This is a genomic window from Microbulbifer maximicatervae (SeqCode) (genome assembly GCF_052467225.1).
In genome coordinates, this window is record NZ_CP174303.1 from 3962163 (window position 1) to 3978512 (window position 16350).

Below are 16350 nucleotides of genomic sequence, written 5' to 3' on the forward strand. Positions count from 1 at the left end.
CAACATCAAACACTGGCAAAATATCCAGTATTTGAGCAATGAGCGCGATGGGCGGAAACAACCTTACCTCTGAACAACAGGCAATTGCAGATCATGCCGGTGGTCACGCCAAGATCATTGCCGTTGCCGGCTCCGGCAAAACCACAGCTCTGCTGCACTACATAAAGAACCGCCTTGATGCAGGTATCGCCCCCGATCGACTGCTGGTATTAATGTACAACCGCAGTGCTCGGGAGGACTTCGACCGTCGCTTACGGCAGCTGGCTGAAGGCTCGACACCAGCGGTACATACCTTTCACAGTGTTGGATATCGTTTATACCAACGCATGATCGCCAATGATCATATCGCTGCTGCCAACCTATCCCCCCTGTCACAATCCACAATCCAATTACAAATCTGGAAGGCCATTGAAGAGTGCGCGCCCACTCACGAACTCGAAGAGATTAGAGCACGGAAGCAATCTGAGATTGAGGCCGCTGAATTTTTTATCGACTACACCAAAACGATTCTGTCGGGAGACCTCAGCGCATTTCAGGAACTGAAGCTCGGCGATGAATACATGTATTTTCTGCAAGTATTTCGCACTTTTGAAGCTTGGCGCCGCAGCCAAAATGCGGTTACCTACGCCGATCTGATTTATGACCCAGCCATGCTGCTCAGCATGGATGAGGAAATGGCCGAGGAGTACGGCAGCTATTACGAAGATATCCTGGTGGACGAATACCAGGATATCAATGAGATACAGCACTTTTTACTGCGAGTTCTCTACGGAAAATCTGGCAACGTCATCGCGATTGGCGACCCAGACCAAACCATTTACGAATGGCGAGGCTCCAAACCGGATTTCCTGCTCACATTTTTCGATGGGGATTTTCCCCCTTCGAATATTTATCACCTGAGCCGTACTTTCCGTTACGGCCACCAGCTATCCTTGGCCGCCAATCACTTTATTGAGAACAATCGCGATCGCGCCGATATATTCTGTGTTTCAGCCAATGAAGATCAGCAAACAGAAATCGAGTTGGTAAAAACCGATAAGGAGGGACGCTGGCTTGTAGAGCACCTGCGCCGATGTCAAAAGCAAGGTCAGTCATTCAGGGAGGTCGCCGTACTGGTGCGGCTGTGGTCTATCGCCGCTCCTATTGAACTGGCACTGCTGGCCAATAATATTCCCTACCGTTCAGCAAGCCGCAACACCGTCCTTTCGCGCCGGGAGCTCCGCCCCTTATTTTGGAGTTTAAATATTGCCTCCGGTCGATTCACCGAACTTCCACCCAAGCGTCGCCAGCAGGGACTTTACGAATGGCTGACCTCTCCCCATGTGCGTATTCCGCGCAAAGTCCTGGAGCCCATCTGCTCCTCTCTGGCAGTGCTGGACAAAGGCTGGGGCAAGAAGCTGATTGCCCTACTACCTGAAAACCTGAGCAAACCCCAGACCAAACGCTTGCGCCAACGGGCAGACCTGCTTACCCAGATCGAGAACTGGCGCGGTCACGCCGGAGAGCTACTGCGTCGCCATATCGGTGAACTGGAACTTCTCAGCGGAATCGCTGACGACGCCTTCACCCGCCAACAAGGGGAGGAGAGGCAGCAAACCATCCTCGCTTTCTGCAAGTACCTGGACACACTGAAGCAGCCGCCCACTGAAGCCCTGGCACATCTACAAGAGCTGCAACGCCAACACCGGGAGGGTGAACAAACTGAAGCGGATGCCATACAGATAACGACGATGCACCAGGCTAAAGGTTTGGAGTGGGAACAAGTGATTATCCCCACCCTCACCCAGCACAATATGCCCTATCAACCTCAACGGGACTTCAGCACACCCGCGTCACTGGAGAGCGAACGCCGCTTGATGTACGTGGCGATGACCCGAGCCAAGTCAAAACTCTTCTTGTTGGCCCCTGCAGAAGACTCCAAAAAGAATGATCCAGAGGCTTCGCAGCCTTCATTATTTATTAATGAAATGCAGCTTCCTTTAAGTAAATTGATGGCAGACTCCTTAAAGGAGCGTCCGGAAAAAATCGACACCGATGTACCGGTTTCACGCCAAGCGCTCCACTATTTAGAAGCTTGTGATTACAACCCCAATATCAGTGCACCCAGGGCACCAATGCGAAAACCCGAACCTGGAGAGGGACTGCGGCATCGAAAACTTGGCTATGGAAGGGTTTTGGGATGGGAGGACAAGCGTATCGAGGTTTTATTTAGCGACGGTAAGGCTCGGCGGTTTGATTGGGAGACTTTGTCACAATATCTGATGTAGCAATACCTAGGAACGTGCGTACCAAAAAAATTAATTCACTCCGCTGTTATCAGGTTACCTAATGCAAATATCTATCAAGAGCCTTCTTCATAATCATCTTTCCCAACTGCTTTCCATTACGACTAAAATTCCGCATGAAATATTTCACAAGCAGCTGGCACCTGACATGTTCAGCTTAGCTGAAAATGCAAAAATTGCGGCCAATTTTTCTCTTCGCGGATACTGCCCGCTCGTTGACCAGAAAATTGTGACATTTGAAGAAGATGGGAATACAAAGGAAGGTATTCTGAGAACTATCCAAAAAACACTAAACTATTTAGATTCTTTACCCGAAGTAACCGATCTGGACAGTAGTAGAAGAATCAATGATAAAGCAGGTTTTACAACCGTGGATCTCCCACAGCCACAATATATCCATCAATATATACTTCCAAACTTTCTATTCCACATAAGCATGGTTTATGCAATTGCACGCCACTGTAGTGTAACCCTTAGTAAAGGCGATTTTGATGGGTTCCACAGCTATCCGGCTGAATTTAGCTTTATGTAAAACTCACCAAAATACTTCAACACCAAATTCTACCAGCTCTTTACTATCAAACTACTTCGCCGAACATACCCCCTCACGGCATTAACCAGAATATCACCATGAGCTGTAACTATTACTATGGTGCTAAAAATTCAGACTCAGAAAATTTCACCTCATTTAAAATAACTTGACCAATTTCATAAAAAAAAATATAAACGCGATACAATTCGACATCTACACCAAACTTTTCATGGAATAGAAGTAACCGGTATGAAAATCTCTAAACTATTATTAGTCCCCTTAGCTCTAACAATCTCTAATGGCTCTTTAGCCGAAGAGAGCCCATTTTATATGGGCTTTGGCCTAGGCTACTATGACCTTGATGGCCAGAAAACTCTATCCGGCAACTACCTTGAGGGGCAGCGCTTCGGCGATCAAACAAATTCTGTCAATATTTATTTGGGCTATAAATTTAGCCCTCACTTCTCTTTGGAAGCTGCATACAGCAATTTTGGCAGCGCCTCTGACAAATATTTCGCCTCGGGCACCTATTATGACGAATCGGAGGAAGAGTACAGACACTTTTACTACGAGGAAGACGAAACACTTGAAGTCAGCAGTTTTCAGCTGAATGGTGTCGCTCACTACCCGGTTCTCGAAAAACTGACCTTGAGTGCGAATCTTGGTATTTCCTACACCAGGGTTGACAGTGAGTTCAGACCTTACGGTTATTGGGCCCCAGAAGTTGAAAGGTACAGTGAAAAAGATGTGGACCTAACTTACGGCCTTGGTGCTACCTATGACTTTACCGATAAATTTTCAGGAAAGCTTCAGTGGAAGACAATCGATAACGACATTGTAGCCGTTAACGGGTTTGACCTATCACTGGAAGCCCGCTTCTAATCCACCTTGCAAGTAGTAGGGGCTACAGAGAAAGCAGCTGCAGCTCCCTTCACTTACCAGAGTTAAAAACAATCAAATGCCTCTCAGCCACCTAGAGATAGCCGGGAGTCAATCGGCAACCAAGAAAATCTCGGCTTGCACTAAATACCCCCAAAGTGCCTAATCTTTAGCCAACATAATGATTTTTAAGGACTTTTTCATTCTTTAGGTTGACTTGCACCAGGGGCATCTATAATATCCGCACCCGTAACGCGCTCGTAGCTCAGCTGGATAGAGTACCTGGCTACGAACCAGGCGGTCGGAGGTTCGAATCCTCCCGAGCGCGCCATACAAACAAAGGGCTTATGCTTAACGGCGTAAGCCCTTTTTTGTTATAGCGCGGTAAAACCCGCATGCATATATCACCGCCAGCACTACCTTTATGCCTGAGTCGGCCCCACCGCTATCAACTCCCCCAGAACTCCACTACTAGACATCTGTCACCAGGCCGTAATACAAGAACTTCTAGGAAGTATTCCTCACATTGAACCCATTGCTAGGAGCTAGTGATGGAATTGGCGGTTCACTGCCAGAAACATAAATTGCCGGTGATACAGATAAATTTATACAAGCAGGGGCTGAGCCAGCTCCTCTTTCCAAGAAGAAAGCCAGCGATTGGGTAAGTACTAGATTTTAACTGAGCTCCACTAGCAACAATTAAGTGCGCGAACCCCAGTCGACAAACAGTCAACGGAAAGCCATTATCAGGTGTAATAGAATTACGCATCAGCACTCTCTGCTGAAGAGCAATAATCATACCCCCTCGCGTACAGGTCATTTTAGATGTTAGATAAATTGAGGGGCGAGTTTCTCGATGATATAACCTACCTCCTCCACATCAACTCATGAATGCAAATGATGCTCTCAACATCACCACCAACCTATAAGCAATACACCTTATAGTATCGACTCAATAATTCACAACTTAGCTAACGTTACTATGCTAATAGGAACGTAAGATCGAATCAGTCACCATAAATCAGATTGGCTGATTGTAAGCAGCCCTCTTTTACACTTGCTGGCGCGATCGTAATTATCCCAAAAGGAATGACGCAGGCATAAACTATATCGCTTATAGTTAATGAGCACAGAACATGACACGTTTCCTATCTTTTCTGACATGGAAAAAAATACTTGTCGGCTATTTTTCAGTAATCTTCATCTTTGCTGCCATATATAGTGAATGTGACTCCTGTATAAATGAAAATCTCGATTTCACAAAAAGCATCTACTTCAGCATTGTAACAATAACAACTTTGGGCTATGGAGAAATTCACCCTATCAATGAACTCGGCTATCTACTAACCTCCATTGAAACACTGACGGGAATTGCAACATTTGGGTTACTTTTGAATGAATTTACAAAATACCAATCAAACCGACAAGAAAAATTAAGACAAGAAAAAAGAGTTGAACAATTAAAAAATGCATACCACTATTTTCGAGTTCATATGGCCGACTTTTGTGCCGCGGCTATCAGCACCATAACCCACAAAGAACAAGCCCCAGCATCCTATGACATGATGGGTTTTAGAGCATATTTGGAGAACAATAATAATAGAAATGCAAATATCCTTAAGGAAGCCCTTCCTCGAGACTACAAGTTCAGAGCAATGGTCATGACGGAATACAAAATATACGCCCGACAAATAGAATTGGCTTGCTCAACGATAAATCTCCACGATACAAGGCTATTGGACTTCTTCTATACCCATATAAGCCAGTCTGTCCGACTTGAAGCTGTGAGTGAAGCATCAGAGACCTTATCGGAAACTCTATTCAATCTAATCAATGACATTATGGCAGGAGTCGATGCAAATGGAGACAGGCGTGACCGAGACATATATATGGGTTATATCAATTCACTAGAATCGCACGTTAGCCAAGGCTAATAAACCGCCAAGAGGTTAAGGGCAAACTAGATCCAAGCCTTAATATTTATCTCAACCATAAGTCATCCTGTTCGGGGTATACAAGGGCCCCACCTAAATAACAGATACTGCCGTACATGCTATATCCAGCTTCCAAAGTTCCAATTCAAGTATTATTTATCAGTAGCAAGTAGCAATTTTTCGAATTGTACTACGATTTAAGTCGGGAGAGGTCTGCTTAATGGCCTTTCATCTTCGCTGACAATATCCACTACTTAAAACCTAAGATAATTTTTAATAGAAGATATTACTTGGAATTTAATGGGCACTAAAACCTGAACTTTCTTCCTAGTAATTTAACACTGAGTTCCTATGGCAACTTCAACTCAGATCATCAACACTTTCCCTGCACCGATTGACCTGATCAAGATGTCGCGAGAAGGATGGCTGCACCGGGGTTACCCAAAGGGCTTCCCGTGAGACGAGTGACAGAGCATAAATGGGGTCAAGTTGCGTGAAGTCTTTCGCCAGACGCCTCCTACAATTTGATAGCCTCCTTTGCAGTATTTGGCTACAACTGCCCTTAGCGCCACTCAAAACAGCCCCCAATTTTGACACTATCAACTTCCCCTTAGAGGGCAACATAACCAAGTATGCGCATCCTACTGATATCAATCCAACTACTATTTCCATTTACACCCTAGAGGTCGCACTATGAAAACAAATTTTTTAGTTATGGCAGTTGCACTTACTACTTTCAGTGCACATCTACAGGCAAATAATAATACTTCCATTGTACAGCAGACCGGTACCGGCAACATGGCAATGACGGATCAATCCGACTCAAGCACTCAGAACAGCACCATTCTACAAGTGCAAAATGGCAACAATAATTTCTCTGAAGCAATCCAATTTGGAGCTACCCTTGATAGCTCCATCAGCCATACACAAATAGGCAACGCAAATACCACTCTAAACTTAGAGCAGGAAAATGCTGAATTATCCAGTATGACTATCCTACAGAATGGTGATGGAAACACACTGTCAAATTTTCAGATTGATTCTATTGGAACGACATTATCCCAGACACTTTTTGGGATCAATAATGGAACAGCCGGCACGCAAATTCGCTCTTCTAATGACACTGCCATCTCCTTACAACAAGGCGATTCTAATACTACCTTGCTCACCCAAATAGATAGCACCAATAATTTCATGAATATGACTCAGGATGGCACTAACAATGTCGGAGTATCTATACAGATTGAAAGCTCACTGGGTACCGTTCAAATTTTACAAATCGGAGATCAAAATGAGAGTGGAATATCTCACAGCTTAAGCATTTCTGATTTTGCCAGCTCTACACAATTTGGCACTGGAAATATATTCAGCCTTGGTCAGAGTGCAGGCGGTAATAATTTTGCTATTGGAGATCAAGTTGGTGAGCTAAATACCGTGTCAGCCAATCAATCCAACAGTTCCTTTAGCCAATTAAATATAAGCCAACAAGGCATGCAAAATTCACAAACACTGTTTCAGACAGGCTCACAAATTAACTCATGGACCACCCAAAGTGGCATGGAGAACTCTGTAATGTCGAATCAGAGCGGAATGAACCACACTTTAACATCCCTTCAAAACGGGACCCTGAACAGCCTCACAGCTAGCCAAAGTGGAACCTCACAACTTGCCAATGTGACCCAGCTGGGAACAAGCAATAGCGGAACGATCAGTCAGTAGTCGCCGCAGAGCCTCAAAAGCCTCTTATAACCTCTAGAAAGCCCTACCCGCGGCTCCTGAGCCAAATCCCTTTGTGAGAAAGCAGAAACAGACAAACAGGCTTTGCGGTCACCAAACACCAAAAAAGCACTTCATATGAAAAAAATGCTTGACTCTACCTACACCAATCTATATTGTGCGCCTCCTCGACGCGCTCGTAGCTCAGCTGGATAGAGTACCTGGCTACGAACCAGGCGGTCGGAGGTTCGAATCCTCCCGAGCGCGCCACTTTCAAGGGGCTTACGTTTTTTGACGTAAGCCCCTTTTTTATTGCGACAACCTCAACACCAAAACACAGCTAGGCTTTGGATTATGGAAACAAGGAGAAGTTTTCAAGGGGTAGCGCCATGGATATCACGACTCTGAATGTACTTAAGCAGCTAGGTTTGTTAGCCGCAGTCTTTACCCTATCTACGGCCGCACTGGCCATTGAATGCGGCGACACTATATCTGAGCCCACCACTCTATCTCAGGACCTGAATTGCGAGTTGAGTATCGCCAATCCTGTAGCACTCACCATTGTAGGCCCATCAGGGAGCCTGAATATGGCGGGGTTTGAGCTTAGCTGCGTATCGCTGGACCCAACCCAAACAGATTTCTACGCAATAGACCTCCAGGGCACCGCAGCATATCTCAGCAACGGCCAACTAACCAACTGCACCAATGGTGTCATCACCTCCAGCTCAGGCTTCCACTCCATCTCCAATATGGAAATAAATAGCGCTGTAAGAAATGCAATTTTGCTATTCGGCAACGGCAATACCATCACCAACGTCGATATTACAGGTCCTGCTACTTCAACCATCTCTGATGGTATTGAGGTTTTTGGCGATTACAACACCATTAGTCGCAGTTCGGTACTAGGAGGCGGAGACGAAGGCATTGAAATCCTGGGAGACTATAACAATATCTCCTTTACTACCGTTTCTGGGTTTAGCGAGGACGGCTTCGAGATTGACGGCAACTTCACATTTGTATCTAACAGCATCATTGAGAATAACGGTGAAGCTGGAATCCTGATAAACGGTAATTTCAACAACATAGCAAGTAACAATGTGGCGGATAATGGGCAGGTGGGCATTAATCTAAGTGGCGGCTCAAGCAATTCGATTGCAAGCAACACGGTATCCAATAATGGGCTATCGATACTATCAAGCAATGGCGGTATTATCGTTACTGACTCGAATAGCTTAAACAACCGGATTACCGGGAATACCCTAAACGGCAACCAGCAATTTGACCTCGCAGATCCCTTTGACCCCGACTGCAATGAAAGAAATCTTTGGAGTGGAAACCAGTTCACTACTTCAGACCCCACATGCTTAGACTAACTACCCAAACTAGAGAAGTGGCTTGCGCTGCAAGACCGGACACCTCCAGTCTCACGAAGGCTATATCCGGGATTTAAACAGAAGCAAATAAGACTCAAGTACCAAAATTACTGTTCAAAGTTAAACCAAGTTGAATCAAGAGTCTCAATAGTTAAAAATGCATGAGGAGCTGTCAAAATCAGAAGTAAGGGACTACATGACTGATATCCTCAAAGATATACTTCAGTTCGTACAGAATGTGGGGCTTAAGAATGGCCTCTTTGTCATATTTTTCATCTTTGCGCATTACCTCCTCTTCTGGATGTACAGTGGGCGCCTGAAGGACCGACAAGTTGAAATTGACCGGCTTGCAGCAGATAATAAAGAATATAGGGACAGGTTTTTAAAGTTGATGGACAACGCCTTCTCTTATTCACCTCCCACTAGGAAAAACGCGCCCAAGAAGCCAATTAATGAAAAGGAGTTTGAGTAGTGCTCTATCTATTGCCGGCAATTGCTCTTGTCTTCATTTTCGCGAAAATATATCAGCTTCTGGAAGTAAAGAAGCATGATCAACACTTATTTGAGTTTTGTCAGCTACGGAGAGATACGATCGGCTATCTCTCCGATTCTTATACCGACCTATCAAGAAATGATTACATAGCCTTACGCAAGATCAATGATGCACTCAGCACCATCATTGCCGGATATAAAGAGCACAGAACGGTTGTGTTTAATCTCAGGTTATTTTCAGAGTATGTCAATCAGCTAAAAGCCTTTGAGAAAAAGGCCGAGAAGATATCAACCAGCAATCCAGATATACAAGAGTTACTAAACAGAGTTCATCAGTCTATATTTAATGCCTTTCTGGCATTTACCCCCTACCTAAAATCAGAACTCGCGTTCAATGTAGTGATGAAATTGATCTCTCTGGGAGTAAATGCCGGGGCCAATTCATTCAGGGCACATTTGCTAAGCCTTAAAGAAGCCAAAACCCTGCTCAATACATTTAAAAAGCATTCCTCCCCTTGCTGAGCCCCTCTTTTTCAGCCACCGAGAGCTTTTTGGCTATTTGCATGGCAAGCGCTATCAAGGGCAAATTTGATACCAGCCAGTACGCCAAGCGCTGATATCAATCCTGCTGGGAGTCAGCCAATAAGGCTGGACTCTGTGGACACTCAAGATTCTATGCGTGAAAAGTAACTAAAGGCGGAATTTTCAGTCAAGCAAAAAGCACTGAAAAATTAATGGGTTAATACAGAAATACACTTATTTTTTGAAATGTGTATTATCCTAAATTAGGACAGCACTCCATCCAGCATCAAACTATTGATATTTAACTAAATAGTCATCTTCAGCTCATATTAAACCATTCGGTCATCATCGATATATCGATAATTTCGAAAAAATCGATATACGAAATAATCATTACCAGAAAACTGAAAATAAGACGCACAGACCTAGAAATCGCACTTTTTTCTCACCGAAAGCCCTTACAACCGAGAAAAAACTACGGACCGTTCAACCCATAAAAAGTAATATCATACGTTTTTTCCGCCCCCCCTTCTTACCCGACAAAACCCGCTCTCTCCATTTAGTCAATATCAAAGATTCGGTGTCTATATCCTTGCGACGTAAATACCTTATAGGTGCAGAAATGGAACTCAGTTATTTCCTTATTATATGTACAGTGATCATCGTGATTTTCACTGCCTGCGCCTATCTGTACAACTACATCCTTACAGCAAGCGCAACATTTTATCACTCACCAGTGCAAGAGGATGAGACTGCGATACGCAATCATCTCAATGATAAAGATACGATCAACATACTTGTCATTGACGGTGGTGGTATCCGTGGACTCATACCACTATATGTCATTAAACACTTGGAAAAAGCACTGGGGCAACCAGTTGACGAGCTTTTCGATGTGTTTAGTGGTGTCTCGACGGGCGCTGTCATTGTTACCGGGTTGAATGTCCGCTCATCTCACCTGGCTAAAAACTATGCCAATGTCGATTCAAAAACAGACTTGCTTATTAACTTATACAAGTCGAAAAGTAATTATCTGTTTTCAACGCCTTGGTATCATAAACTGCTTACGGCATCCGGTCTTTTTTCTCCAAAATATTTGGGTCGCCGCCTTCACAAAGTGATGGAGAAGCACTATACACCAGAGCTTAACTTCACCGATTTGAAAAATTATGTGATTATCCCCTCACTCAGTGTAAATACTGGTGAACTTCACCTCTTCAAAAACCGAGGAGGAGATACCAGTGAGCTTCCTACCAACAGCCTATACCAACTGGTCACAGCTGCAGTTAGTGGGGTTTCACTGTTTCCCCCAGTTGGCTTTATGGCTGACAGCAAAGAAGTGGGCCATAAATACTTTGCCGACGCAGGTATTTCTGCCAACAACCCTGCAAGTGTTGCGCTCCTGGATATCATCAAAGAGTTCCCTCACAAGAACTACTATGTGCTGATTCTTGGGTCCGGCACCTCCCCGCTAACCAGTTCGCAGGTGAAATATAAAGACCTGAAAAACTGGGGCATACTACAGTGGGCACGAGATGCTATCTCAAGTGTTCAAAGATCAATGGATGAGCAGCAATTGCACGCCCTGGAAATTGCTTCATTACTCTCCAACAATGTAAAGATCAAATATGACTACCTCAATGTAGAGGTAACTGAACCCCATGTCGGTCTATTTGAATACGACAATATCGATTCACTCAAGATTCACTCAGATCGACTCATTGAAAACAATAAACAGAAGATACAACAGGTAATTGACCAATTGGCCACTGCCAACGGATAAAAATCTCATCACAATATAAGGCGACAACTCAACAAAACGGTTGCCGCCTAATCTAAGGACAGTGGCATTCACTCTATCAGAAAATACACGCTTAGCACCCATCATCCGCTCACCCGCCTGCCAGCAAACCAACCAACAAATATTTTACTGATTTATCGTTAGTGACATTACTCTTCAGAAGCAAAATCAAACGGCGTTTAACCATGCCAAAGCTACGCTATCTAATCACAATTCTAATTACACTGACTTCTTGCCTCTTTGTGAATGTTAGAGCTGGAGAGCTTCATGATCGTGAGGCTCGAAACAGGTGTATAAAAACCTGTAAGAATAGCTACTATGACTGCATTAGAGATAATGAAAATCAAGACTGGTGCGTAGAGAAGAAGATCCACTGCGATAATATATGCTATGAGTACGAAGAAGATCGCTGGCACTGGTATCGGGATAAATCTTCCAACCATTAACCAATAAACAGATATATGTAAGCCGTCCTATAGGACATCAAAGCAACATAGGATAGCTGTGCATTAAGCGTATATTTTGCTAAGATCCAGGTCCTGCATAAATTATCTACCAATAAGAAAATATGAAACTCCTCTCTATAAACGTATCCAAAAAAGTAGATTGCGAATACAAGGGTAAAACTGTAACAACGGGGATCTTCAAGAAGCCAGTCCAAGGAAAAATTTTTGTTGGAAAGAATAATTTGGAAGGAGATGAGCAGGCAGACTTAAAAAATCATGGCGGCAAAGATATGGCCATATATGCGTTTTCTAATGACCACTACCCTTACTGGGAAGACCTGTTAGGCAGAAAGAGCCTTAAGTATGGCGCATTTGGTGAGAATTTAACGGTAGAAGGGCTTCGAGAACAAAATATCTTTGTTGGAGACCAATTCCGCATAGGCAGTTGTATCCTTGAGGTAAGTCAACCCAGAATACCCTGCTTTAAGCTAAGCATGGCCCTAGATAATGACGCTGCAGCCAAGATTCTCACTAGCAGCTTTAATTGCGGTGTATATTTTAGGGTTGTTAAGGAGGGGCATATTAAAGAAGGGGTTTCGATTTGTAAGATAGCTGAAGCTCCAAACTCAATCGACATACGATCTATGTTCAGAGCTTTTTTTGATAAGCAATTTCCCAATACCAAGCAAGTACTCCAGGCTGCAAGTCAGCTACAACCCTTATCCAAAGAGTGGAGAGAGAAAGCTGTAAAGCGGCTCTCTAAGCTCTGACAATTGAGTAATTTATCACATCAGCCTACTAACTACATTCCTTCCGAAAGTCAGCCTCCGGGAGGGCTGTGTAGTAAAAGTTAAAACCCGGCACTACCCCGGACTTAAATGTGTTAACCGTAGTTTTTTGGGTAAAATTACTAACTTATTAAACAAACAAGGATTAATAGGCTTCCTCAAGTTGATATTACTGCGCGAGCTATGCTCGAACACCCCCTACTGCCATCTACCAATATATTTGCGGATAAAATGATAGGTATTATCAGGCATGCAAAAACTTAAACGGATCATGTCAGAATTGGCCTAGGTAATAGAATTCCTGACTCAGCACTTAACGGTTTAGCGCTATCAAAAGGGTTCACTAATGTACTTGGATGCGCCCAACACACTGGAATCTTTTACTAAGATCACAGACACCAACCATTTAAAACCATACATCAAACTACAGCTTATTATATACCCTGCAAAATTTAACATAGGGCTTCGAAGATATTAACAAATAAAAAGCAACTGAAAAAATAATTACCGCCCAAGTATACTGAATAAAATATAAAATCCATAAATATATAATAAACGGCAGAACTAACACTGATAATTTCTTAACCCCAATACTGGCAATATGCAATGATGCATAAATACAAATAAGTACTGTCAAAGAAGCGCACACCAACAAAAGGGATGATGAAGTTATGGTAATCATGAGCACCCCCAGTACAGCAAAAACAGCAACCCCAAAGCATCTCGTACCAGGTTCAAGTGCTCCCATGCTAATGGGGGCGGCCATATATCCAACTATATGATAGCCAGATACGATCACCATAAGTGCTGCCCAACTATCAGCATGAGCAAGTACAACTGCCGCTATCAACCAATTAGTAAGCATCGAGCGCCTTGATAAATTATGTACAGGATCTAAAACAGCTAACCATCGCGGCATTTGCCCTACAGAGGCCATTGCAAATAGAATTCTTGACGAGGCCCCCAAATAAGTATATCCAGATGCCGAGGGACTTATCACACTGTCTGCAAGTAGTATCATCGCAAGAAAGTGCAAGCCAAGCAGTGTCGCCAAGTCCAAAAGCGGCGAGTCAAAATTAATCCCTTGCCAACCACCATTTTCCACCAGAAGATCGTTCGGCACTGAGGCCATAAAAGCATATTGCAATGCAAGATAAACAAGCGTCATTATTGTAATTGATAAAGTAACGGCCAGAGGAATATTGCGCTTGGGATGTTTTATCTCACTGGCAAAGGCAACACTGATCTGGAAGCCATTGAACGAATATATTAGACCCGCCCCAATAACAGCGGAAAAAGCGCTTCCAAACCCAAACTCCTGATTAGAGTCAATTGAAAAATTTGACCCACTTGTATCACTACTAAATACAACTATAAGCAATACAACTATTGCAAAGGTGGGAGTAAATATCTTTAGAACAGTGACAACATTGTTAATCTTGGCAAGAAACCGTATTCCATAATAGTTAATCAGCAAATATACAAAAAGAATACTTAACGCGAGAACCTTCCCCCAAGGAGTCAAGGTGTGATTGTCAATTAACAAAGAGGAATCTATAGCAGATGAGAGGTATTGGGTTGTTGCCTGCGCCTCGGTCGCAACAACCATTAATGTGCCAAACCAGTTAGCAAACGCGAATGGCATTCCAAAAATACTATTGTGCGACAATGCACTGGATTGAGCGAGGGCTCCACGGACTGGGTAGAATGCAACGACACGGCTTAGGCACAAGCCAACCATCAAGACCAAAAGCGCCGCTAATACCCAAGCTCCAAAAGCCCAATTACCTGCATAGTTTGCCGTAAGCTGTGCACTAAACAACCAGCCCGAACCTATCATACAGGTGGCACTAAGCAGCGTAGCACTCAACAGAGAAACGCGTTTTTTTCCGCCTTTGGCACAACCCATATCGACCGTTTTCTAGAGTGTTATGCAGGCGTCTTCTCTATTTAATCTGATAGCTCCTGCTACTAGTATCTTTAGTTTAGCCAGCCCAGTTCATCTCAACCAAAAACAGTAAGTTATCTCTTTCTACTTCAGGTATAAGTCAAAATTAAAAATGGAGATATTGTATAGAAGCCTTTAAAGTCCCTATCGAAATTTGACATGAGCATCAACCCGCCTTTCCAAAAGCTCAGGGCTGCCTGCCGGGAGGCACGTTCAACATATGCAGCAATGAAAGTTAACGCAACTATACAGAGGGCTGAAGGAAATCCCAGCGGTTGCATCTTTCAACATCAAGGTATTCTTTCAAGATTGACGCCATACGCCCCCGCATCCGCCAGAATTTTTCTGGCACATAGTTAGTCGCAAAAGCTATAGAGGCCTTACATTCAGGAACAACTAAAAGGTAAGCCGTAGCCGCATCATCAGTCACGCCACCGTGATGCAGTACCAACCATGGCTTATCTTGCTCCCCTAGATTTATACCACCCACCCGCCAACCAAGGGAATATTTTTCCTTGTTGATTTCGCCATTGCGTAATTTCAATGGCATAGAAAGCGCTCGTAGGGCATCTGTAGACAAAAATCCATTTTCATAGGTAGCTTGAGCCATTCTTACCAGATCAGAGGGTGTTGATATAAATCCTCCACCTCCAAAAAGGAAACTCCTATCTCGCTTGGTCGTTGATTTAACATGCACACTCTCTTTACTGGTACTTGAATAATAGGCCGCTTCATTTTCGTGCCCTGCAAAAGAAGTGTCCAACTCTGTGGCTTTCATTCCCAGGTAATCCCAGATTTCGGAACTGAGATAATCAACGTACCCTTTTTGCGAAGCCTGCTCTACAACAGCGGATAGCAAGATATAACCATTCGATGAATAACGATATTCTGTTCCAGGTTCAAATAGCAGAGGGTGTTTATCAAATACGTAAAATGCATCAAGTGGGTGTTGATGATCTTTTACATTGGAAAACTCAGCCAAATCTCTTTCCGATGTATCATGTGGCACACCAGCGGTATGTGCGGCAAGTTCAGCAACACTGAATAGCCGAGTATAATGGGGCCTCTCTACATACTTACTTACCGGATATTGCAGATCGAGTTTACCTTTAGTAACTAGCCGAGCTACAGCTAATCCCGTCATCGGTTTAGCCAAACTACCAACTGAATACTGTGTACTTGAATCGGCTTCCAAACCCTTTTCAATATCAGCAAGACCTACCGCTTGGGCAAAAGCCACACGATTATCCAACCCTATCGCAACGGATAAAGATGGTAAATTGTACTCCTTCTTTAATTCTGCAACCTCAGTCATAACTTTAGAAAAATTATTCTCGGCTGCTGAGGCTTCCATAGGAAACCCTACGAAGAGCACCATTAAACCAAATAGCAAATAACTTCTTAACATTTTTCTCACTTCAAATTCACTATAATAATTCTGGGAATCATAAATTCGTAAATAATAGCTGATCTACTACCTAGTAAAGCCTCCATCTTCAGCTATGAAAAGGGGGATCACACTTAATCAGTTACAGTTTAATTAGACGCAATCAATACTGAACTTGGATTCAATAGATCAATTATTTTTTATATCGACACGCACTTTAATTATACAGAGACATACTTGACCCATC

At 43.6% G+C, this 16350-nt stretch carries 12 protein-coding genes and 2 tRNA genes; 12 read left to right on the top strand and 2 right to left on the bottom strand.

Annotated elements, in window-relative coordinates; translation table 11 throughout:
* The first annotated feature begins 38 nt into the window (after positions 1-38).
* The 12 genes from ACJJIZ_RS17015 (at position 39) to ACJJIZ_RS17070 (ending at position 12750) form a co-directional block, all read left to right on the top strand.
* A complete protein-coding gene (locus ACJJIZ_RS17015; protein WP_444914232.1) occupies positions 39-2267 on the top strand; it encodes an ATP-dependent helicase in 2229 nt (742 codons plus the stop codon).
* 61 nt (positions 2268-2328) lie between these two features.
* Positions 2329-2817, top strand: coding sequence for a DUF1993 family protein (locus tag ACJJIZ_RS17020; RefSeq protein WP_444914233.1), 489 nt, complete (start codon positions 2329-2331; stop codon positions 2815-2817).
* A gap of 249 nt (positions 2818-3066) precedes the next feature.
* Positions 3067-3699: an outer membrane beta-barrel protein gene (locus ACJJIZ_RS17025; RefSeq protein ID WP_444907793.1), complete on the top strand. Its 633-nt coding sequence runs from the start codon at positions 3067-3069 to the stop codon at positions 3697-3699.
* A 251-nt stretch (positions 3700-3950) separates the two neighbouring features.
* Positions 3951-4027: transfer RNA gene (locus ACJJIZ_RS17030), tRNA-Arg, on the top strand.
* Between the two features lie 805 nt (positions 4028-4832).
* Entirely contained in the window at positions 4833-5630 is a 798-nt protein-coding gene (locus tag ACJJIZ_RS17035) for a potassium channel family protein (RefSeq protein ID WP_444914234.1), read from the top strand.
* Between the two features lie 693 nt (positions 5631-6323).
* Entirely contained in the window at positions 6324-7349 is a 1026-nt protein-coding gene (locus ACJJIZ_RS17040; RefSeq protein ID WP_444914235.1) for a serine-rich family protein, read from the top strand.
* A 190-nt stretch (positions 7350-7539) separates the two neighbouring features.
* Positions 7540-7616 (top strand) — tRNA-Arg (locus ACJJIZ_RS17045).
* Between the two features lie 119 nt (positions 7617-7735).
* Positions 7736-8719, top strand: a complete 984-nt coding sequence (locus ACJJIZ_RS17050) for a right-handed parallel beta-helix repeat-containing protein (RefSeq protein ID WP_444914236.1) — start codon at positions 7736-7738, stop codon at positions 8717-8719.
* A 157-nt stretch (positions 8720-8876) separates the two neighbouring features.
* Positions 8877-9191, top strand: a complete 315-nt coding sequence (locus ACJJIZ_RS17055) for a hypothetical protein (protein WP_413662626.1) — start codon at positions 8877-8879, stop codon at positions 9189-9191.
* Positions 9191-9733 carry a hypothetical protein gene (locus ACJJIZ_RS17060; protein WP_413662627.1) on the top strand — a complete coding sequence of 181 codons (543 nt, stop codon included), beginning with the start codon at positions 9191-9193 and terminating at the stop codon, positions 9731-9733. The genes ACJJIZ_RS17055 and ACJJIZ_RS17060 overlap by 1 nt, the downstream gene beginning before the upstream one ends.
* A 622-nt stretch (positions 9734-10355) precedes the next feature.
* Positions 10356-11516: a patatin-like phospholipase family protein gene (locus ACJJIZ_RS17065; RefSeq protein ID WP_444914237.1), complete on the top strand. Its 1161-nt coding sequence runs from the start codon at positions 10356-10358 to the stop codon at positions 11514-11516.
* Between the two features lie 586 nt (positions 11517-12102).
* The gene (locus ACJJIZ_RS17070) at positions 12103-12750 is read left to right on the top strand and encodes an MOSC domain-containing protein (RefSeq protein WP_444914238.1); all 648 of its coding nucleotides are present in this window, start codon (positions 12103-12105) and stop codon (positions 12748-12750) included.
* A 442-nt stretch (positions 12751-13192) separates the two neighbouring features.
* Here ACJJIZ_RS17070 and ACJJIZ_RS17075 read toward each other — a convergent pair whose 3' ends face one another.
* Together ACJJIZ_RS17075 and ACJJIZ_RS17080 are read right to left on the bottom strand one after the other, a co-directional pair.
* Positions 13193-14677, bottom strand: coding sequence for an APC family permease (locus tag ACJJIZ_RS17075; protein ID WP_444914239.1), 1485 nt, complete (start codon positions 14675-14677; stop codon positions 13193-13195).
* 283 nt (positions 14678-14960) lie between these two features.
* On the bottom strand, positions 14961-16124 hold the full coding sequence (locus ACJJIZ_RS17080) for a serine hydrolase domain-containing protein (protein ID WP_444914240.1): 1164 nt from the start codon (positions 16122-16124) through the stop codon (positions 14961-14963).
* Positions 16125-16350 lie beyond the last annotated feature (226 nt).

Excerpts from the sequence above, each read along its gene's own strand:
- ACJJIZ_RS17015 (WP_444914232.1), top strand. The coding sequence starts at position 39 with ATGAGCGCGATGGGCGGAAACAACCTTACCTCTGAACAACAGGCAATT.
- ACJJIZ_RS17020 (WP_444914233.1), top strand. The coding sequence starts at position 2,329 with ATGCAAATATCTATCAAGAGCCTTCTTCATAATCATCTTTCCCAACTG.
- ACJJIZ_RS17025 (WP_444907793.1), top strand. The coding sequence starts at position 3,067 with ATGAAAATCTCTAAACTATTATTAGTCCCCTTAGCTCTAACAATCTCT.
- ACJJIZ_RS17035 (WP_444914234.1), top strand. The coding sequence starts at position 4,833 with ATGACACGTTTCCTATCTTTTCTGACATGGAAAAAAATACTTGTCGGC.
- ACJJIZ_RS17040 (WP_444914235.1), top strand. The coding sequence starts at position 6,324 with ATGAAAACAAATTTTTTAGTTATGGCAGTTGCACTTACTACTTTCAGT.
- ACJJIZ_RS17050 (WP_444914236.1), top strand. The coding sequence starts at position 7,736 with ATGGATATCACGACTCTGAATGTACTTAAGCAGCTAGGTTTGTTAGCC.
- ACJJIZ_RS17055 (WP_413662626.1), top strand. The coding sequence starts at position 8,877 with ATGCATGAGGAGCTGTCAAAATCAGAAGTAAGGGACTACATGACTGAT.
- ACJJIZ_RS17065 (WP_444914237.1), top strand. The coding sequence starts at position 10,356 with ATGGAACTCAGTTATTTCCTTATTATATGTACAGTGATCATCGTGATT.
- ACJJIZ_RS17070 (WP_444914238.1), top strand. The coding sequence starts at position 12,103 with ATGAAACTCCTCTCTATAAACGTATCCAAAAAAGTAGATTGCGAATAC.
- ACJJIZ_RS17075 (WP_444914239.1), bottom strand. The coding sequence starts at position 14,677 with ATGGGTTGTGCCAAAGGCGGAAAAAAACGCGTTTCTCTGTTGAGTGCT.
- ACJJIZ_RS17080 (WP_444914240.1), bottom strand. The coding sequence starts at position 16,124 with ATGTTAAGAAGTTATTTGCTATTTGGTTTAATGGTGCTCTTCGTAGGG.